The sequence below is a fragment of the Pseudomonas sp. KH_017 genome, assembly GCF_057840285.1.
In genome coordinates this window covers 3,233,914-3,252,386 of the sequence record NZ_CM174509.1, presented here as the reverse complement: position 1 = coordinate 3,252,386, position 18,473 = coordinate 3,233,914, and the positions used below count along the sequence as shown (strand labels likewise).

Below are 18,473 nucleotides of genomic sequence, written 5' to 3'. Positions count from 1 at the left end.
CGAGCGTCACCTGAGTTCGGCCTGAATTCCTTGAACTGTTTAATGGAGCATCAGCCTGGGAACTGATCCCCAAACATGGGGTACCCGCCGGCGGAACCTTCGCGCGTCGCCTCGTCCTGAATCACATCCCAGTGTTCGACCATCACGCCGTCCTCAAGGCGCAGGATATCGACCACGACCCAGTTCGCCGGCTGGCCGAGGCCAGTGAAGCGACCGTGCAACATGACGAAGTCGTCTTCAGCGACTGCCAGTTGGCATTCGTAACGCAAATCGCGGAATGATTTCCCGTACGCCGATGCTCGTTGGCATGCTGATCCGCACGACCCCACGCAGTTCCAGGCCACCGCGAACACTTTGCTCGGCTTCTTCCACCGCGACGAGGATGGGTTCCATGCGCGAGAGAAAATCCGCCCCGGCCTCGGTCGGTACGACGGCACGTGTCGATCTCGCCAACAGCAGGGTGCCGAGATCGGTTTCGAGTTCGGCGACAATCCTGGAGACCTGGGATTGAGAAAGACCCACCTCGCGTGCCGCGGCCGAAAAACTGCCCAGTCGCGCCACCCTTGTGAAAAGCCTGTAGGAGAAAAGGTCTTCCATGGGTTAGCACCTTGACCCCGCTGGCAGAGGCGACTGTGAAACGCGGCAGTTTGGGGGAGAGATTTTTTTTGGAGGGAGGTAGCCGGGGCACTATGACCCCAGCTACCAGTGGTGCAAATGATCACGCAACTTCGGTATGGAAAGGATAGTCCGTGTAACCCACTTCTGTGCCACCGAAGAACGACTCGCGGTCATACGGGTTCAGCGACCAGCCATTGCGCAGGCGCTCCGGCAAGTCAGGGTTGGCGATGAAGTGGCGGCCGAACGCGACCAGGTCTGCATCGCCGGCCTCAAGGATTGCATTGGCCGATTCTCCGGAGAAACCGCCCGCCGCGATTAGGGTGCCCTTGTAATGCTGGCGGATAAGTTGGGACGCCACCGGATTCTGATCCCGGCGCTCGTCTTCGGCGACACCCAGGATGCGCGGCTCGATCAGGTGCAGATAGGCGAGGTCCAGCTTGTTCAGCTCGCGTGCGACATAGGTGAACAGGCCAATGGGGTCGCTGTCGGACATGTCGCCGAAATTGCCGCTCGGCCCCAGACGCACCGCCACCCGATTGCTGCCCCAGACGGAGATCACCGCTTCTACTGCTTCGAGCAGGAACCGGCTGCGGTTCTCGAACGAGCCACCGTAGGTATCCGTACGTTTGTTGCTGCCGTCCTGGAGGAACTGATCGAACAGGTAGCCGTTGGCCGAGTGCAACTCCACGCCGTCGAATCCGGCTGCGATACCGCGTTCGGCCGCGGCGCGGAAGCTTTCCACAAGCCCGCGGATTTCCGCGATGGTCAGTTCGCGCGGCGGGCTGCCGGGGGTCCAGCCAGTCTCGGTGAAGGCGAGGCCGCCGTGGTCCACGACGGAAGGGGCCACCGGCTGGGCGCCGCCCGGCTGCAGGAGGCTACTGGACTGGCGCCCCGCATGATAGAGCTGCAGAAAGATTTTGCCGCCCTTGGCATGAACGGCGTCGGTCACGAGCTTCCAGCCGGCGATCTGGCTGTCGTCATATAGACCGGGAGCACCGAGGTAGCCATTGCCATTGGCTGCGGCGATAGTCGCCTCGCCGATCAGCAGGCCACCGGCGGTGGTACGCTGGGCGTAGTACTCGGCCATCAACTGGCCAGGGATGGCGCCCGGCTCGGCACGCATACGGGTAAGTGGCGCCAGAACGACGCGATGGGAAATCCGGTATGGGCCTATCTGGATGCTCGTATGCAGTTTGGACATGACAACGATACCTATCAGTGGTGGGATGGCGCCAATGTAGGCGTAAAATTCGCGGAGAAAAATATCCCGCGAAGCCGAACATTTCGGATGTTTTTTCCGTAATCCCGCCTTGTTGGTGGGGTTCTGTCGGAGCAGGCAGGAAAAGTGATGGAAAGTCTGAATGGCATCTCGATGTTCGTGCAGGTTGCCGAAACGCGCAGCTTTACCGAGTCCGCCCGCCAGTTGGGGGTGTCATCCTCGACCGTGGGCAAAACCATTGCGCGGATGGAGGAGCGCTTGCATGTGCGGCTGTTTCATCGCAGCACACGCAGCATCACGCTGACAGCCGAGGGGACCCTGTTCCTTGAGCGCTGCCGGCGCATCCTCAACGAGGTCACCGCTGCCGAGTCCGAGCTGTCAGGCCTGGCTGGCAGTCCACGTGGGCGACTTCGCGTAGGCACTCCGCTACTGGGCGACCTGATGATGCCGGCCTTTGACGGGTTCATGGAGCAGTATCCGGAAGTCGAACTGGATATCGATTTTTGCGATCGCATGGTCGATGTGATCGAGGAGGGGTTCGACGTGGTGATTCGCACCGGCGAGCAAACCGATTCTCGCTTGACTGCGCGCCGCCTGGGTTCCTGCGCACATGTGCTGGTGGCGTCGCCGACGTATCTCAAGCGGCATGGTGTACCCGCGTATCCGCGTGAACTGGAACGCCATGCATGCCTGCAGCACAAATTCCCCGCAACGGGAAAGCTGGAACGTTGGCCGCTGCGACTCGAAGCTTCCGAGGCTGAACTGGTGCTGCCCGCCACGATGACGTCGAACACCATCGAGCCACTTGCCTACTCCGCAATCCAGGGCAGGGGCATTGCCTTTCTGCCGACTTTCCTGGTGCGCGAAGCGCTGGAAAGCGGCCAACTGGTCACCGTGCTGGACGACTGCATTGACCGCCAGGTCGTCTTCTGGATGCTGTGGCCAGCCAGCCGTTATGCCTCACCCAAGTTGCGCGTTTTCATTGACTACATGAGTGCGCATTTGCGCATCTGATCGCTTACGCCTGCAGCTTCAGGCGCACACCGTCGCGGTTGGAAATTTCGATGGCATCGATCAATTCGTGCATGCGCATGGCATCCGCCATGGTCGGTGCAACCTGGGTACCGTCGCGCACATCCCTGGCGTAGGCGGCATACAAGTGGGCTAGTTCCTGCTGGCTGCCGCCCAGGTCATTCTCCGGCAGCCAGTTGTAGCGCGGCGGCACCGTGAGTGTATGCATCGGTTGCGAGTCGCCCTGGGCCGCTTCGATGGTATTGAACTGGTCGCCAAAACTGGTGGTGTTCCAGATCTTGAGATCACCCTGGGTGCCGGTCAGGTCCAGCTGTATGCCATGGTTGCTGCGTTTCCCGGCTTCGATATGGACCGTCAGCACAGCCCCGTTGGAGAAGGTACCGTTGACCAGAACCTGGTCGGCCGTTGTGTGTTTCAGTACCTCACCTGTCTCGATCAGCGTTACTTCCGGGAACTGGTTGACAGTCAGCGCGCTGATGCTCTGCGGATGGCCCAGCATGCTGAACACCGCATCGAAATAGTGACCGCCATAGATGGAAAGCAGGCTGGAGAAGTTCTCCGGCGGGATGGTGAAGTGCAGGGCGGCCAGGCGTTCACGCTGGAAATATTCGACGCTGACATGCAACCGTACCGAACGCAGTTCCCCGATGTAGCCGTCCTTTAACAGATCGCGTACGTAGCGATAGTCCGGATTTAGTCGACGCTGCAATCCGACGATATGCCGAACGCCAGCCTTCTCGGCAAGCGCTATCAGTTCCTGCGACACGGCCTTGCTGGGCGTCAGCGGCCATTCGCAGTACACATCTTTGCCGGCGGCGATGGCTGCTCGTACGGTGGCCTCGTGCTGGGGTGCCGTGTTGAGCACGAGCACCAGATCCACTTGCGGATGATTGACCAGCGCCTCCACGGAATCGAGTGCAAAGCGGATGCCGTGGCGCAGTGCCAACTCGGCGGCTTTTTCCGGGCTGCGACTGTGGACTGCCGTCAGCTCATAGTCGGGAAGCAACTGGAGGGCGGGCAAGTGGCCGTACTCGGCCCAATGACCGACGCCAATGAGACCCACTCGAATTTTTTTTGATGACAGGGTCATGGAAGCTCCTGTGCCTGGTTTGAAGGGAAAGGTTGCGTTGTCGGGCGACGACGGCTGGCGGCATAAGGCCAATACCGCGCAGAGGGCGCTGATAAAGCCAAGGTTGGCCACGGCAAATAACGTCATGGCGCCGAGGTATTCCAACTGCGAAAAACCTGGTCGAGCCAGTGTAGGGAGAGATGTAGTCGGGAAAAATGCGTTAGAGATCCGAACACTTCGGACGCTGGTGTCCGGAATACTCCGCACCAGGACTACCGAGACGTTTGGCCCAAGCCTTCCGTATTGACTTCAGTCCTTTTTTGGAAAAATTGCACGGCACTTGACCACCCGATTGCATTCGACCTGACCAGTGATTGCGACGGATTTGACCGGAATGCTTTGTAACCACGATCGGCAGAGAACGGCCAGGAGCGGTCACTGGGAGGCGCCGGGAAAACGAGTTGAGCATCTGAAATGACTGTGAGTGCCAACGCGATGGCTGATATCTTTCCCGCGCTCCAAATCGCGTCCAATCAACGCTGATCCCATCAAGGAAGATAAAAACAATGAAAATATTACTCATCATTACGCTAGGAATTTTATCGCTGACTCAAACATCACTATCCTTCGCGGATAATGCTGATGGAAAAAATCTCTATCTACAGCGTTGCAGCATGTGCCACGGAATGGATCTCAAAGCAACAGGACCACTGGCCAATAAAAGCAATCCGCCCACACCTGATCTGACAACGTCCGCTTTCAAAAAACGATTAATTGATTATCCGGGCGTGATTGTATCTTCGATAATACTTCGCCCAAATGGAGACTTGATTCCAAGAACCTTGCGTGAGAATGGTGTAAAGCTATCGCCGCACTCATGGAGCATTAAAGATCTGCGCGATTTAAATCAATACATGGGCGGTGTGATTTCGCAAAACCGATGATATTGAAAGTGCCTGGTCCTGTGCTGTCACCTTCGATTGGCCTGACGCCAGCGCTTGACTCTGTCCCTTGGGGCAACCCGTACCCTGCCTGCCCCTTTCAGGTTCCGCCGTCAGCGGATAAGGCAATCCATGAATACGCTATCGATGGTCACCGGTGCCAATGGGCATCTGGGCAACACCCTGGTCCGGGCACTGCTCGCCCGAGGGCAACAAGTGCGCGCCGGGGTCCGTGACCCGGACCGAAGCGCAACCCTGAACGGGCTCGACTGCCAGGTGGTACGCGCCGAACTGCAGGACCCTGACTCACTGCGCCAGGCCCTACAAGGGGTGGACGTGCTGTATCAGGTAGCGGCAGTGTTCAAGCACTGGGCGAGGAACCCACAGGTCGAGATCGTCGACGTCAACGTACAAGGCACGCGCAATGTACTGCGGGCCGCCGCAGAGGCCGGGGTCCGGCGCGTGGTCTATGTCAGCTCCGTGGCAGCGGTGGGACACAACGGCCAGCGCCTGGATGAAAACAGTTGGAACACCGATCAGGACAACCCGTACTACCGCTCGAAAATCCTTTCTGAACGCGCTGCCTGGGAGACCGCCGAGGCCTGTGAGCTGCCGATGGTCGCGGTGTTGCCCTCGGCAATCATCGGACCTCATGCCACGCGGCTGACCGATACGATGGAGTTTCTTGCGGCCGTGCTGGCGCGCAAGCTGGTGCTGGACCCGAACTTTCACTTCAACTTTGTCGATGTGCGCGACGTTGCCGATGGCCTGATCCGCGCCGCTGATAAAGGCCGTCCCGGCCAGCGATACATACTGGCCAATCAGCGGGCCTCATCACTGGCTGAGGTGATGGAGGCGCTCAACACGTTATGCCCCGGCTATCGTCTGCCGCGCCGCGCACCAAAAGCCTTGCTGTTGCTGATCGCCTGGCTGCAGGAACAGCGGGCACGGTACACCGGTCAGCCAGCCGAGCTGCTGCTCAGCCAGGTGCAGATGTTTTATGGGGTGCGCCAGGTCTACTGCATCGACAAGGCCATCAATGAACTGGGCTACCAGCCGCGCTCGCCACAGAACGCTCTCAAGCAGGCGTTTGCGCACTTGTTGGCGCGCTGATACCGGGCGCAGCGCCAGGCACTGACTTGAGCGCGAATTGCTGGTTGATCTGTTGTTGCAACAGCGTCAGGTGCCGCTCCCGATCCTGCAAGGCCAGGATCTGCGCTTGCAACTCCAGGCGCTTGACCTCGATACCCTGATTGGCTAGCGCCAGGGGAAACGGTGCCTGATGTTGCTTGGCTGCCAGCAGCTCGCTCATCTCCCCCAGTTTGAACCCCACCGCCTGGGCCGTGCGGATCATTTGCACCAGCGTCAGGTGATGGGCCGTGTACAACCGATAACTGCCACGGCGCTGAGGGGTCAGCAGGCCCAGTTGCTCATACAAACGAATGGCTTTGGGAGTGCACCCCGACAACCTGGCCAGTTCACCTATGTACATATAACGCTCCTCCCTGATCCAACTCCGGCCCGCAGTTTACTGGCTGTGGCCGGATGTTGTCCTGATGCACCCGGTGTTCATGCAGATTCCGCCAGCGGCACCGTCTTGGCAGGAAAAAGCGCACAGATTTTTCCATCCATGGATCGGCCACTCCTGGCCAATTTCTACAGGTCTTTACCGGCAGGGTCGTTTTCAGTCCTTCGCGACAGACAGCAATCGGCCAGAAGCGGACGGTGGACACAGTGATGGCAAATGGGTAGCGTTACCGATGCTGCTTTCGAGTCTAGAAGGCAACAGGGCCTACCGTCGCCCTTGTCGTGTTTCTCTCAGGGCGATGTCGCGTTTGCCCTAAGCTAGACAAGCACTGACAGGGCGACAAGGAGCGTTATACGACAAGCCATCGCAACAAGAAACATGACATGGCATGTCGCCTAATTAGTAGTTAGATCTCAGGAGAGATCCCCGATGCCCAGAGAGTTCGAGCTCATTACGTCCGTGCCAGTCCCCTCGAGGTCCGGCATCTCCCACTTTTACAAGTCGATGAACCTAGCGGACGCTTTTGCGATTCGGCTCCCTGCGGGCACATCTAGCAATCCAGATTTGCTGGCTCGATTCATCTTTTCCCACCAGCCATCCTGGATCGGATGGCTCATGAAAGTCCGAGACACTATCGTTGCCTGTTTCGGTCTCAAGACAGCCAAACACTTGGCAACACTTGCTAATCGGATTGGAATCTTCAAGGTCTACAGCACGAACCAGACTGAAATCGTGTTGGGAGAGGACGACAAGCACCTCGACTTCCGGATATCGGTTCTGTGTTCTGGAGAGGCAGAGCCAGAAGGCAGTCACCAACTCGTTGTTTCAACCGTGGTCCAGTGCCACAACCGTCTAGGCCGGGCCTACATCTTCGTCATTGCCCCATTTCACCGCTTGGTTGTTAAAGCCAGCCTCCTGCGTGCGGCGCGCGTCGGTTGGCCTCTGGCTACCTGCCCCTAAGGCTGAGAACGCTGTGTGCCCCTCTGAAGTTTAACCGACGCGAAATCGATGCCCTAGATCAGGTTGTTATCAAGCTGTTGGGTAAGCGCTTTCACTACGTACTGGCTGCCTCGAAGTACAAGACCTCAGTGACTTCGGTGCGTGCTCCGGAGCGTTTCAAGGCCATGTTGGCGACTCGACGCGAGTGGGCCGAGGCTGAGGGCCTGAGCCCGGATGCAATCGAGAAGATGTACAGTGCCCTGGTGAACCACTTCATTGCAGAAGAAATGAAACACTGGACGGCTCATCAATCCGACACCTGACTCTAGTGTCCGGACTGACTTCCTCGGGGCGTGAAGCGGACACTGACTCACGCTGTGATTGACGGGCTGGCCGATAGTGGCCAGTGGAGAAGAAACCCATCAGCGCCAAGCGGACTGATCGACCCTGGCCGGGGTCGATCAGGGGAGTTTCTTAGAAACTCCATTCCTCAGCCTGAACGACTCGGCAGAATGGCCCCGCCAAGGTTGCATTGTGGTGGGCAACGATGGCCTCTGCTTTGAGCGTTGGAGTATCAGAGCAGGTATGTCCGTCGGCGATGAGCACAGCATCGAAGCCGCAATCGCGGGCAGCACGGCAAGTACTATCTACGCAGTATTGAGTTTTCATTCCTGTAACGACGATGCCTTCACAGCCGCGTTCGCGTAGCTGACCAGCCAGCTCAGTCTGAGCAAAGGCGTTGGGACGTTTTTTCTCAAAAATCACTTCGTCACCTCTTAGCTGCAACTCCTGGACAAGCTCGGTGAGCGGACTACCCGGCTCGATAGGAGACCCGGCCGGACCTATGTGGCGGGCGAGAAAGATGGGGGCGCCAGCCTCCCGTGCACTTCTCATCAGCCTATTCAATGTATCGAGAAGCGCTTCACTGCCCCAAGGTCTATCCGGGCCGTGTACAAGCCCTACCTGCATGTCGAGAATCAGAAGTGCATACATGTGCGTTTCCTTACGTTTGTGCCAATAAAACCGGGGCAAAAAAAAGACCCGGTCCATTACTGGCGGGTCTTTGGGGTTATGCGTTGTTTTAACTCACACAACCTCCCACGACCCGCCTGTGGCGGTCGTGAAGGTTGTGGTCGATTCGATGCATGGCGTAGTCATGAAGCATGACCTTAACTGTGGCGCGCCGGTCTTGCAAGTGAGCATGCCCGGGATGAAAGTCATTTCATGCAGATGGGACTCAACGACAGCTCTTGGCCGATTTCTGCCTGTCGTGAAGGGCTGTATCCGACCCATAGCTGCCTGTCAGCACTGACAGAGAACGGCCAAAGCTGACGATAGGAGCAGGGCGCTTCGATTAGCTGGGTGCAGAGCCGCCAGTCGACTCAAGCGATGCCCCTGCATCCTTAATTCAACGTATTTCTATTCGACACTTGCTCTGTAAGCACTTCTTTGTCCTTCCATGCAGACTGTGAAACACCAAGACTGCAGAGCTGTGCGACGACGAGGCCAAGCAGCATGATTCCCACACCCATCAAACGCCCAAAACTGACTGGCTTTGCCGTCAATCCGAGCAGTCCAAAGTGGTCGAGTAGCAGCGCTGCAATCATCTGCCCGGCTATTACACACAGCAGGAACCCGCTCGCTCCGACTTTTGGTAGTAGCGCTAAGGAAGTAGCCACGTAAACGGCCCCTGTCACGCCACCGATCCACATCCACCACGGGCCGCGTACTGCACTTTGGAAGTCAGGCACGGGCAAGCGCATAAGGACGACCACTATCAATATCGCAACGACGCCGATGCTGAGCGCGACAGCGGCTCCCCATAAAGGGTGGCCGAGCATGCGTCCCAGTGTGGCGCCGCTAGCGGCTTGTATCGGGATCAGCGTGCCCGCCATGAAGGCTGTCAGCATTGGTAAAAAAAGATAAAGCGCTGTTTTGCCTACCATAAATTTCTCCGTTAGACAGGTCGCTCAGCGTTCGGCGTACGTGCCTGTTCATGTGTTAAATTGATTGAATTCACTACCTAGCGACTCGAGTATTCATTCAATGGATGAACTGCGCAGGATTGACCTCAATATGCTGGTGACACTTCATGCGTTATTGGCCGAAAAACACGTCACGCGAGCGTCTGTCCGGCTGCATAAAAGCCAGCCGGCAGTCAGTCATGCTCTCGGCTTGCTCAGAGCCCATTTCGATGACCCTTTGCTCATACGGCGAAACGGGTCATTGGTTTTAACGGCAAGGGCACAAAGTTTGGCTCAGCCGCTTCAGGATGCATTGGGCAACCTGAACTCGCTGTTGGGCGCTCCCGCCTTTGAGCCATCAACGGCAAAGGGTCGTTTCAGATTGTCGCTATCGGACTATGCCGCGCGAATCCTTCTGCCTCCGCTTACCCGGAAAATTCGCCAGGAAGCGCCGGGAATTGATTTGGCCATCAGCCAGGCCAGTCGAGAAATGATGATTTCTCAGCTTCTGGACGGTGAGCTCGACCTTGCATTGGGCATCTTCCCCGAAGTTCCGGGTGCCATTGCGCTACAAGATCTTTTTTCCGAAGGATTCATCTGTCTCGCCGACAAAAAAGTACTGCCCGCGCAAGGGGGGCTTTCATTGGATGATTGGCTATCTCGCCCGCATGTCATGCTCGCGCTGCGCCCTGATGCGAACGATGAGATTGAGCGGGCGTTGGCCACCCAAGGTTTGAAGCGTCACATTGCCTTGGCATTGCCCCACTGGAGCGCTGCAGTCGACGTGCTTGCAGGTACTGATTTGATTCTTACGGTCGCCAGTCGCGCGGTAGGCCCGATGCGAAATCACAAATCGCTGCGGCAATTCGACCCGCCCATTGATATCCCCCGATTCGCCTATCAGCAGGCTTGGCACGCCAGGAAAGAGGGGGATGCCGCACATCGCTGGCTGCGCGAAGCAGTTTTCGAATGCTCTCAGCCAAGCTGACATCCCGTCAGGGTTGCAGGGCAGGGCCTTTCAGCTCGATCTGATTATCATCGGGGTCATTGAGATAAATCGACAAACCTGTTCCCTCCGCCCCATACCGCATCACGGCCTCTTCAGCAGAGACACCGGCAGCAGCCAAGTCGCGGAGAATGGCCTGTTCATCAAACGGCGCAACGCGAAGGCAGAAGTGATCAACATTGTGTCTTTGCTTACCCGCCGGCTGCCCACCCTGACGACCGATCGGCCCGTTCACATCAACCAGGTCAATCATGGATGTCCCTGCGCTCAGATGAATCATGCCAAGGTCGTCACGGCGCTTTTTGACATCACATCCCAGTACAGATGTGTAGAAAGCCAGGCTGTGCTCAATGTCCTGCACCCGCAGTACAACATGGTCGATACGTTGAATTGAAAAACTGCGCATTACGATCACTCCTGTCGGATCACTGATTTGAGTCCCCATCCAGTTTCGAATCTTCAGATGGGCACTCTTCACGATGCGTGCACCAAGTTCGACGACTCAGTTGACCTTCGAAAACAGTTGAGGCACCTCACCCGAGAAGTCGACCCAAGGATTGGTATTGAGCAACTCGGCATGCGCCACACTGGGTTCATCGAAGCGAATCGTGAAGCTTTCCGGCCCATGGGCGTAGGCAACAATAACGCCTTGGTGCGGATCCATGTAGCCGGCGTGCATGCCGAAGCCTGGATAGCTGAGGCGCACGGCAGGCCCTTCAGGATTGATCTCATGCACAGTCAGACGTGCGAGGACGCCATCTGACAGCACAAACATCCAGGTGAAAGCACCACCGGATACCACCGTCATCACTTCATCAATGCCCGCGCCATTTTCCGAAGTGTTTACATGAAGACGACCATAACGATTCAGAGCCCAAGTCCGCATCTCTGGGGTCATGGCTTTCATGTCGTAAACTTTTGGATAGGGCGCGGTATCTCCCTCACGAGTACCCAGGTAGCCACCACGGTGCACCTCAGGAGTACGGCCTGCGAGGTGGATTTGCTCCAACAGTTCAGCACGGTTGAGACTGAATATTGAAAGCAGCTTGTTTTGATCTTCTTCACTGATGGCGTTAATTAGCGATCCTTTGAGAATCGGCTTGGCTTCTTCGGGAATCGAGACAGTGCTGGCGCGCACACCCACGCTGCGCAAGACAGCGTTGACACTATCGATACCTTCAACATCGGGACGGCCATCGCTGAACTGAAGTTTTACGAAGTTCATCTTTGTATCTCCTATCGTGAGTCAGAAAGTTGCGGTTGCGTTGCGGGTTTACATAAAACGGGTAGAGCTGGTTACTTGCTGATTTGGGTAGCGCTGTTATCAACCGTTGGAGTGCCGATACCCTGAACCATCAATACACCTCCAAAGATGAGCACGACCCCTGCCAGTCGAGTGAAAGTGATCGGTTTGTTGGGAAGTCCCATCAATCCGTAATGGTCAACCAGGACGGAAGCCAAAATCTGTCCCGCGACGACGAGCAGTAGAAATCCGCTAGCCCCTAGCTGGGGAGTGATGGCCGTTGCGCTGCCTACGTACACGGCACCCAAAATGCCGCCGATCCATAACCACCAGGATCCCTGCAAAGCCTTGCCGACATCCGGCGCAGATACCCGCATGACTAACAGTGCAATCACCACCACAACGGAGCTGACGAACAGCGACGTTAACGCCCCCCAAAGCGGGTGCCCTAACGCTCGGCCCACGGCTGCGTTACTGGCGGCCTGGAAGGGCAGGACTGCGCCTGCCAGCAATGCGGTACCCACCGGGATAAGTGCGAGAGCTACTGCCTTACTGAACATGGCATTCCCCTTTGGAGATGGCTGGTTTCGATGGGCAAATACTCTCCAATCCACAGAAATTATGGAAATCACATGTTTGTACATGCATTATTCATATGATGGATAATTTGAAGGGGCGAGGCCTTCTATCTCAGCTGCGCTCAGTAGACTGAACGGGGTCGATCTTCGACTTTTACTTTCAGAGATCGAAAAGGTAGCTGACGGTTCGACACACGCTTTAGTTGAACTGAAGTGTCCTGCTTTAAAAATCATCCATTGATGTGCGCACCGGCAGCCAGTCAGATAGGCACTGCAGAAAGCACTCTGCCATCCGCTGACAATAAGAGAAAAGGTTCGCACGCCATGCGCAAACTCGTAAAAGTCCTGACCCTAGTTTCCTCCGTTATCCTCTCCGCGCCATTTGCCATACAGGCCCAGGAAGCCTCCACTGCGCAAAGCCCGGCCTTTGTGGTGCATAAGTTATCGAACTTCCTCTACGCCATCGGCGAACCCAACTACTACCAGAAGAACTTTTCGTATTTGCTGGTGGGGGAGGATCAGGCATTGATGTTTGATTCGGGGGCCAATCAGAAAGAAGACATCACTTCGGTGGCTCGTAAAATCACTAACAAGCCGCTCTCGATGCTGCCCTCACACCTGCATTTCGATCACCTTGGCGGCCTGCACAATTTTAAAAGCATCTATTTGGTGGATACGCCCTTCACTCGTCAGTTCAGGGGAAAGGATGACTTCTACCGTGTTCCTGAGCCGGTTTACCTGGGCAACTTCGATCACATGGTCGTACCGCCCTTCAAGGTAGCGCGGCTAATACAGCCAGACGAGACCATCGACCTTGGTGGTCTGAAGGTGCGTCTGATCAGCGTGCCCGGTCACACGCAGGACGAAGTGGCACTCTTCGATGAGACGCACAACATTTTGCTGGCCGGGGATCACGTCTACCCGTCCTGGCTGTTGGCAGGAAATCTCAAAGACTACGTTGCTTCTCTCGACGCCACGCTGAAGGTTATCAATGAGAAGACCGCCATCTATGGCGCTCATGCGGACGAGGATCCAACCAAGGTGCCAGCCATGACCTACGCGGACGTACAGGCGATTCGCGACAAGATGGCTCTGATCCTGGCGGGGCGCGCAAAGGGTGAAGCGTTCAGCGATCCGGAACTGATCAAGAGTTCCGAGCTTTACAAGGTGGAGAAGGACATCAGCATTCTCACCAACATCCAGTTTACTGATGGTCGTGGCTACGGTTACTGATCGGGCTGCCCGGCTGTAGCGAGTAACCAGTCGATGAACGCCCGGATTTCCGGGCGTTCGCGCGCTGCTTCGGAACAGGTAACATAGTAATTGTGCAGCGCAGGCACGGTGATCGACAGCGGTCGCACTAATCGTCCTTCATCGAGATCGCGGGCGGAAACGAGTTCATCGCTCAGCGCCACGCCGAAACCGTCCCGTGCTGCCTGCAAGACCATGCCGAAATCTTCAAAGAAGATATCCTCTTCGCCGATACGACTGATGCCAACATCGGCCAGCCATTGCTGCCACTGGCGCCCATTGTCTTCGTGTAGCAGGCGGTGTCGAGCCAAGTCAGGCACTTCCCGAATGGCTTTCGGCCCTCGCAAGAATTGCGGACTGCAGACTGGCGTCATGCGAATGCCGTGCAGCAGACGCCACCATAAGCCTGGCCATGGCGGAGAACCGTAGACCACCGCGATATCGGCGCGACGCCAGTCTACTTGCGGTATGCCCGGGGCGGTGATCACGCTCACCCGCACCGAGCGCGACGCCTCCATGAAGCGCAGCAGCGGCGTGGTCAGCCACTCCACTCCCTCCGCAGGGGGAATGGACAAGGTGATCTCGACGACCTCTTGCTCTGCAGCGGAACCGGTCTGCATTGATGCCACCGCGTTGCTGATTTCGCTCATTGCGTTCGCTACATGCTTTTGTAGGAGTCGACCGTTGGCGGTCAGCACAAGTTGACGACCGCGCTTCTCGAACAGCTCTATTCCGAGGCTGGCCTGCAACGCTTTGACTTGCTGGCTCACCGCGCCAGTGGTGACGTGCAACTCAATCGCGGCTGCTGCCAGACTGCCCAAGCGGGCTACGCTTTCGAACACTTTAAAATTGTGCAAGGGGGGAAACGTCATTTCATCTCCGTAACAACAGCCCCTGCGGTCAGAGCAGGAACCCGACGAGGGCGAGCGTGTGTATACGTACATCGTCTCCCAATTTGCTATGACATGGGTACCCTGCTGGCACTGACTTTCCATGCCGCGGCCTTGTCCCGCTATGGAGTGAGTGTCAGCTTCTGGCCGTTTTTGACCATCGCCACCGGCAGCAATGGGTCGTTCTCTGACGGTCATGACCACGAAGCGTGCTGGTCAAATCCGATGCAAATGATTGGTCAGGTCGAATGCAAATGGGTGGGCAAATCTATGCAATTACCTGTTTTTCGTCGTGAGCGTAGAGATGTACTTTGATGCGTGGTCCTGCGTCATATTTGACATGGACCCGGTAGCCAAGGCTATACGCGGAGAAAGGGGCGATTCCGGTTTTAAAACCGACGCCGGGGGGGTATTCAAGCAGCTTGAACTGCTTTTCCACTCGATCAGGACGAACTCCGATGCCTCGCAGAGAGGCCGGTTGTTTCGCTTTCAGGATCTCTCCTGTTTTGAGAAGCAAACCGGCCATACGCGGTTCTGATGCAAACGTTAAACGGTCACCACGATCTTTCCGATCTGTTGGTTGGTTTCAAGGAAGCGGTGCGCCTCTTGAATGTTATCGAGTGTGAAGGTCTTGGCGATGATCGGCCGAAGCGCGCCTGATTCGAGTCCATTCAGGATGAACGCCTTGGCCCGCGACAAGGTCACCTGGTCGGAAACGATTTCAGAATAGAGGTAGCCCTTGAGGGTCAGGGTTTTACCCAATACGGTGAACAATGGGAATGGCGTGGGTTCCGGGCTCAACGCACCATACTCAAGCAGGATACCGCCCTTGGCCATGCTTTGGGTGAGAGGTACGAAGGAGGGGCCGCCTATGGGATCGAAAACGACACGGGCACCCAATCCGCCGGTCAGCGCCATTGTCGCTTCGACAATATCCTCTTCCTCGCTGACGATGACATGTGCGGCGCCTGCATCCAGCAACGCCTGTTTCTTTGCCCGCGTGCGGGTAACGGCGACGGCGGTGGCGCCCACCATTCTGGCAATCTGAAAGGCAGCCAGTCCGACGCTGCTGGACGCTGCGGTAACCAGAACAAAATCACCTTTTTGCAGTTTTGCCTGCTCGACCAATGCACCCCACGCTGTAACGTACTGCATCCAGGAGGCCGCGGCCTGTTCAAATGACAGATTTTCGGGATGCTTGACCGTGAGGTTGGCTGGCACGTTCGCCAATTCGCCATAAGTGCCCCAGCGTGCAATGTCCAGTGGCGGAATGACGCTGACAACATCGCCTGCCTTGAAGTCAGTGACGCCGGTACCGACCGCGACGACAACGCCGGCGGCTTCATATCCCAGACGACTTGGAAATTCCGCCTCTTGCAGGTAGGCATTGTTGCGGAACATGACTTCCGCCCGGTTCAGCCCTATGGCTTTTACTTCAATTTGCACCTCGTCCGATCCTGGAGCAGGCACATCGACTGCTTCCAGCTTCAAGACGCTTGCGTCACCGTACTCATGGATTCTGACAATGCGGGCCATCGTTACCTCTGTTGTAGTCAAGGGGCCGGGGTGAATGCCGACCTGATTTGAGTGAAAGCGGGAACCCAGGCAGTGGTCGGGATTGTGAGCGCGCCTGAGTCATGGCAATCAAATATAGGCTTTGGCCCCCCCTCGGATAAAGGACTAGGATGGCGCAACACTAGAAACAATGGGTTTCCAATGGATCGTCTCACCCAGATGGCCACATTCGTCAAGGCGGTACAGCTCGGTTCCTTCAGTGCGGCGGCGGAAGATCTCAATCTATCCCCGCAACTGGTAGGTAAACAGGTGAAAATGCTCGAGCAGCATTTGGGGGTGTCGCTGCTTAACCGAACGACTCGCAAACAAAGCCTCACCGAATTTGGTCGCGCGTTCTATCCACGAGCAAAGATGATCCTTGCCGATATGGACGCTGCAGAAAGCATGGCTGCCGTGACGCGCGGGGTTCCAAGCGGTCGACTGAGAATCAACGCACCCGTCACATACGGTATGCGTACGCTGTCGCCGCGCCTGCTGGAGTACATGGTCAAGTATCCGCAGGTCTCAGTGGACCTTACGTTATCAAACGAGATCGTAGACCTCGTGGAAGACGGCTATGACGTAGTGTTTCGGGTTGGTGGGCTTTCGGACAGCGGTTTGAAAGCGTTGCCATTGAGACCCTACCAGATGGTGCTCTGCGCTGCGCCGTCCTATCTGGCACGGCGGCCTCTCATTACTACACCCTGGGATCTGCAACAGCACGAGTGCCTGGGCTTTGCGTATTCCGACGGGCGCTCACACTGGAGTTTCGACGGGAAGGAAGGGCGTATAGATGTGCCCATTACAAGCAGATTGACGATTAATCAGGGCGATCCGCTACTCGCAGCCGCCGTCGCTGGATTGGGCGTGATGCTTCAGCCATTGGAGCTGGTCAAGGATGCATTGAGGGATGGGACGTTGGTCAGTCTTTTACCTCACCACGAGGTGCCGGTCTCACCCATGAACCTTTTATATGCGCCTGACCGTCGGTTGACTCCCAAGCTGCGAAGCTTTCTGGACTTTGCCAGTGCTGCGTTTGGCCGAGCCCCCTGATCGATGAACCCACTCGTAACTGCACCTTCGAGCCCTTGAGCCTGATATCGCTTACTCCCTTTCGAGCAAGTGCTCCAGGAACAATCCCGCCGCGACCGACAACGCCTCTCGCGACCTCACGCACACGCTGAGTTCGCGGGTGGCCCACGGCTCATCCAGCCTGATCGCCTTCGCATCGTCCATTTTGTAAATCGCCGCGCTCCCCTCGGGCATGATGCCAATGCCCAGGCCGGCCTGAACCATCAGGCATAGCGCGTCGTAGCTGGAGACTTCCATGCGGATTTTCAGCGAAGGCCCCCAAGGGGATAAGCCAGCGCCAACGTTGGCCGATCCAGGGCTTCAACGGGCTCGTGATTCGGTGGTCTCCCGCCGGGAGAGCAGTATCTCTTTTTTCTGCGCGGCAAAAGTCGTGTTAAAAAATGTTATTAGCAAAAAATACTTCACATAATCTGATCACTGGTAGATGATCTCCATCAGCCGGTATGACAATCTGATAACACGACAGAACAGGATTGCCTTGATGTTCGATGAGATCCCGACTCACGTCCTGAATCACAGCGCCCCTCAGCTGGCTTATCCGCGTGGTGCTGATTCTGTCTACCGCTGCCTTATTCACAACGCGGCCAACGTCTGCGCCTTGCAGGCGTGGCAGCAGTCGCTGCTTTTCTCTGGAGTACCCCATGAATAACAAGAATGTCGGTGTGGTCGGTCTGGGCGCGATGGGGCTGGGCATTGCCCGCTCGTTGTTGCGCAGCGGTTTTAATGTGCATGCCTGTGATGTGCGTACTGCCGTAACAGAGCAGTTCGCCGGGGAGGGCGGTGTGGCTTGCCTGTCACCGTCGCACATGGCCGCTGAGTGTGACGTGATCATTACGGTGGTGGTCAACGCCGAGCAGACCGAGACCGTATTGTTTGGTGAGGGTGGTGCCGTGGCCTCTCTGCGGCCGGGCAGCCTGGTGATCGGTTGCGCCACAGTCGCTCCGACCTACGCCGTGGACCTGGGCCAGCGCCTGGCCGCGCTGGGCTTGCTGTATCTGGATGCGCCGATTTCCGGCGGCGCCGCCAAGGCTGCCGCAGGCGAGATGACCATGATGACCTCGGGCCCGGCCGACGCCTACGCCAAGGCTGAGTCGATCCTCGCTGGCATGGCCGGCAAGGTGTATCGCCTGGGCGACGTCCATGGCCTGGGTTCGAAGGTCAAGATCATCAATCAACTGCTGGCCGGGGTACATATTGCCGCTTCTGCCGAAGCCATGGCGCTGGGCCTGCGTGAAGGGGTCGATGCCGATGCGCTGTATGAGGTGATCACCCATAGCGCCGGCAATTCCTGGATGTTCGAAAACCGCGTGCCGCACATTCTCAAGGCTGACTATACGCCGTTGTCCGCCGTGGATATTTTCGTCAAGGACCTGGGCCTGGTGCTGGATACCGCCCGGGCCAGCAAATTCCCGTTGCCGCTGTCGGCCACCGCTCACCAGATGTTCATGCAGGCATCCAGTGCCGGCTTCGGCCGAGAGGACGACTCGGCGGTAATCAAGATTTTCCCGGGCATCGAATTGCCGACTGCCAAGCCTGAGCCTGTTTGAGG

At 57.1% G+C, this 18,473-nt stretch carries 24 protein-coding genes; 10 read left to right on the top strand and 14 right to left on the bottom strand.

Annotated features, from left to right (window positions below; translation table 11 throughout):
• Positions 1-50: 50 nt before the first annotated feature.
• The 3 genes from AC3IT6_RS14835 to AC3IT6_RS14825 all read right to left on the bottom strand — a co-directional run bounded on the left by AC3IT6_RS14835 (position 51) and on the right by AC3IT6_RS14825 (position 1,819).
• On the bottom strand, positions 51-224 hold the full coding sequence (locus AC3IT6_RS14835; protein WP_489350690.1) for a hypothetical protein: 174 nt from the start codon (positions 222-224) through the stop codon (positions 51-53).
• 13 nt (positions 225-237) lie between these two features.
• Positions 238-597, bottom strand: a complete 360-nt coding sequence (locus AC3IT6_RS14830) for a LysR family transcriptional regulator (protein WP_489350688.1) — start codon at positions 595-597, stop codon at positions 238-240.
• Positions 598-718: 121 nt separating this feature from the next.
• Positions 719-1,819 carry an alkene reductase gene (locus AC3IT6_RS14825; protein WP_489350686.1) on the bottom strand — a complete coding sequence of 367 codons (1,101 nt, stop codon included), beginning with the start codon at positions 1,817-1,819 and terminating at the stop codon, positions 719-721.
• 147 nt (positions 1,820-1,966) lie between these two features.
• On the opposite strand from AC3IT6_RS14825, the gene AC3IT6_RS14820 reads away from it, so the two are divergent.
• The gene (locus tag AC3IT6_RS14820; protein ID WP_489350684.1) at positions 1,967-2,851 is read left to right on the top strand and encodes a LysR family transcriptional regulator; all 885 of its coding nucleotides are present in this window, start codon (positions 1,967-1,969) and stop codon (positions 2,849-2,851) included.
• Between the two features lie 4 nt (positions 2,852-2,855).
• On the opposite strand, the gene AC3IT6_RS14815 is transcribed toward AC3IT6_RS14820, so the two are convergent.
• Positions 2,856-3,959: a Gfo/Idh/MocA family protein gene (locus AC3IT6_RS14815; protein ID WP_489350682.1), complete on the bottom strand. Its 1,104-nt coding sequence runs from the start codon at positions 3,957-3,959 to the stop codon at positions 2,856-2,858.
• 545 nt (positions 3,960-4,504) lie between these two features.
• Between AC3IT6_RS14815 and AC3IT6_RS14810 the strand changes: the two genes are divergently transcribed.
• Together AC3IT6_RS14810 and AC3IT6_RS14805 are read left to right on the top strand one after the other, a co-directional pair.
• Entirely contained in the window at positions 4,505-4,882 is a 378-nt protein-coding gene (locus tag AC3IT6_RS14810) for a c-type cytochrome (protein WP_489350680.1), read from the top strand.
• A gap of 129 nt (positions 4,883-5,011) precedes the next feature.
• Positions 5,012-5,992, top strand: coding sequence for an NAD-dependent epimerase/dehydratase family protein (locus tag AC3IT6_RS14805; protein ID WP_489350678.1), 981 nt, complete (start codon positions 5,012-5,014; stop codon positions 5,990-5,992).
• On the opposite strand, the gene AC3IT6_RS14800 is transcribed toward AC3IT6_RS14805, so the two are convergent.
• Complete coding sequence (locus AC3IT6_RS14800; RefSeq protein WP_489350676.1) at positions 5,958-6,371, bottom strand: MerR family transcriptional regulator; 414 nt, start codon at positions 6,369-6,371, stop codon at positions 5,958-5,960. The genes AC3IT6_RS14805 and AC3IT6_RS14800 overlap by 35 nt on opposite strands.
• 465 nt (positions 6,372-6,836) lie before the next feature.
• Between AC3IT6_RS14800 and AC3IT6_RS14795 the strand changes: the two genes are divergently transcribed.
• Both AC3IT6_RS14795 and AC3IT6_RS14790 read left to right on the top strand, forming a co-directional pair.
• A complete protein-coding gene (locus AC3IT6_RS14795) occupies positions 6,837-7,367 on the top strand; it encodes a DUF2867 domain-containing protein (RefSeq protein WP_151213471.1) in 531 nt (176 codons plus the stop codon).
• Positions 7,358-7,669 (top strand): isochorismate lyase, encoded by a 312-nt coding sequence (locus AC3IT6_RS14790; RefSeq protein WP_489356567.1) that lies wholly within the window; start codon positions 7,358-7,360, stop codon positions 7,667-7,669. Before AC3IT6_RS14795 ends, AC3IT6_RS14790 begins: the two co-directional genes overlap by 10 nt.
• 151 nt (positions 7,670-7,820) lie before the next feature.
• Here the strand turns inward: AC3IT6_RS14790 and AC3IT6_RS14785 are convergent, their stop codons facing one another.
• Both AC3IT6_RS14785 and AC3IT6_RS14780 read right to left on the bottom strand, forming a co-directional pair.
• Complete coding sequence (locus AC3IT6_RS14785; RefSeq protein ID WP_223446879.1) at positions 7,821-8,339, bottom strand: cysteine hydrolase family protein; 519 nt, start codon at positions 8,337-8,339, stop codon at positions 7,821-7,823.
• A 410-nt stretch (positions 8,340-8,749) separates the two neighbouring features.
• Positions 8,750-9,292, bottom strand: coding sequence for a DMT family transporter (locus AC3IT6_RS14780; RefSeq protein ID WP_082555887.1), 543 nt, complete (start codon positions 9,290-9,292; stop codon positions 8,750-8,752).
• A gap of 100 nt (positions 9,293-9,392) precedes the next feature.
• Here AC3IT6_RS14780 and AC3IT6_RS14775 point away from each other — a divergent pair, with 100 nt between their 5' ends.
• A complete protein-coding gene (locus AC3IT6_RS14775) occupies positions 9,393-10,298 on the top strand; it encodes a LysR family transcriptional regulator (protein WP_150755341.1) in 906 nt (301 codons plus the stop codon).
• A gap of 7 nt (positions 10,299-10,305) precedes the next feature.
• On the opposite strand, the gene AC3IT6_RS14770 is transcribed toward AC3IT6_RS14775, so the two are convergent.
• The 3 genes from AC3IT6_RS14770 to AC3IT6_RS14760 form a co-directional block, all read right to left on the bottom strand.
• Positions 10,306-10,722: a VOC family protein gene (locus tag AC3IT6_RS14770; protein ID WP_489350672.1), complete on the bottom strand. Its 417-nt coding sequence runs from the start codon at positions 10,720-10,722 to the stop codon at positions 10,306-10,308.
• A gap of 96 nt (positions 10,723-10,818) precedes the next feature.
• Positions 10,819-11,541, bottom strand: coding sequence for a hypothetical protein (locus tag AC3IT6_RS14765; RefSeq protein WP_034146497.1), 723 nt, complete (start codon positions 11,539-11,541; stop codon positions 10,819-10,821).
• A gap of 71 nt (positions 11,542-11,612) precedes the next feature.
• Entirely contained in the window at positions 11,613-12,119 is a 507-nt protein-coding gene (locus AC3IT6_RS14760) for a DMT family transporter (RefSeq protein ID WP_150755343.1), read from the bottom strand.
• 342 nt (positions 12,120-12,461) lie between these two features.
• Here AC3IT6_RS14760 and AC3IT6_RS14755 point away from each other — a divergent pair, with 342 nt between their 5' ends.
• Complete coding sequence (locus AC3IT6_RS14755; protein ID WP_056744814.1) at positions 12,462-13,370, top strand: MBL fold metallo-hydrolase; 909 nt, start codon at positions 12,462-12,464, stop codon at positions 13,368-13,370.
• Here AC3IT6_RS14755 and AC3IT6_RS14750 read toward each other — a convergent pair.
• The 3 genes from AC3IT6_RS14750 to AC3IT6_RS14740 form a co-directional block, all read right to left on the bottom strand.
• On the bottom strand, positions 13,364-14,260 hold the full coding sequence (locus tag AC3IT6_RS14750) for a LysR substrate-binding domain-containing protein (RefSeq protein WP_056744812.1): 897 nt from the start codon (positions 14,258-14,260) through the stop codon (positions 13,364-13,366). The genes AC3IT6_RS14755 and AC3IT6_RS14750 overlap by 7 nt on opposite strands.
• A 286-nt stretch (positions 14,261-14,546) precedes the next feature.
• On the bottom strand, positions 14,547-14,804 hold the full coding sequence (locus AC3IT6_RS14745; RefSeq protein WP_489350668.1) for a hypothetical protein: 258 nt from the start codon (positions 14,802-14,804) through the stop codon (positions 14,547-14,549).
• A 20-nt stretch (positions 14,805-14,824) separates the two neighbouring features.
• Positions 14,825-15,814 carry a zinc-dependent alcohol dehydrogenase family protein gene (locus AC3IT6_RS14740; RefSeq protein ID WP_150755276.1) on the bottom strand — a complete coding sequence of 330 codons (990 nt, stop codon included), beginning with the start codon at positions 15,812-15,814 and terminating at the stop codon, positions 14,825-14,827.
• Positions 15,815-15,994: 180 nt separating this feature from the next.
• On the opposite strand from AC3IT6_RS14740, the gene AC3IT6_RS14735 reads away from it, so the two are divergent.
• Entirely contained in the window at positions 15,995-16,885 is an 891-nt protein-coding gene (locus tag AC3IT6_RS14735) for a LysR family transcriptional regulator (RefSeq protein ID WP_489350665.1), read from the top strand.
• A 51-nt stretch (positions 16,886-16,936) separates the two neighbouring features.
• Here AC3IT6_RS14735 and AC3IT6_RS14730 read toward each other — a convergent pair whose 3' ends face one another.
• Entirely contained in the window at positions 16,937-17,161 is a 225-nt protein-coding gene (locus AC3IT6_RS14730; RefSeq protein ID WP_489350663.1) for a LysR substrate-binding domain-containing protein, read from the bottom strand.
• 244 nt (positions 17,162-17,405) lie between these two features.
• Between AC3IT6_RS14730 and AC3IT6_RS14725 the strand changes: the two genes are divergently transcribed.
• Both AC3IT6_RS14725 and ltnD read left to right on the top strand, forming a co-directional pair.
• On the top strand, positions 17,406-17,573 hold the full coding sequence (locus AC3IT6_RS14725) for a hypothetical protein (RefSeq protein WP_489350661.1): 168 nt from the start codon (positions 17,406-17,408) through the stop codon (positions 17,571-17,573).
• A complete protein-coding gene (gene ltnD, locus AC3IT6_RS14720) occupies positions 17,566-18,471 on the top strand; it encodes an L-threonate dehydrogenase (protein WP_095945035.1) in 906 nt (301 codons plus the stop codon). The genes AC3IT6_RS14725 and ltnD overlap by 8 nt, the downstream gene beginning before the upstream one ends.
• Positions 18,472-18,473: the final 2 nt, after the last annotated feature.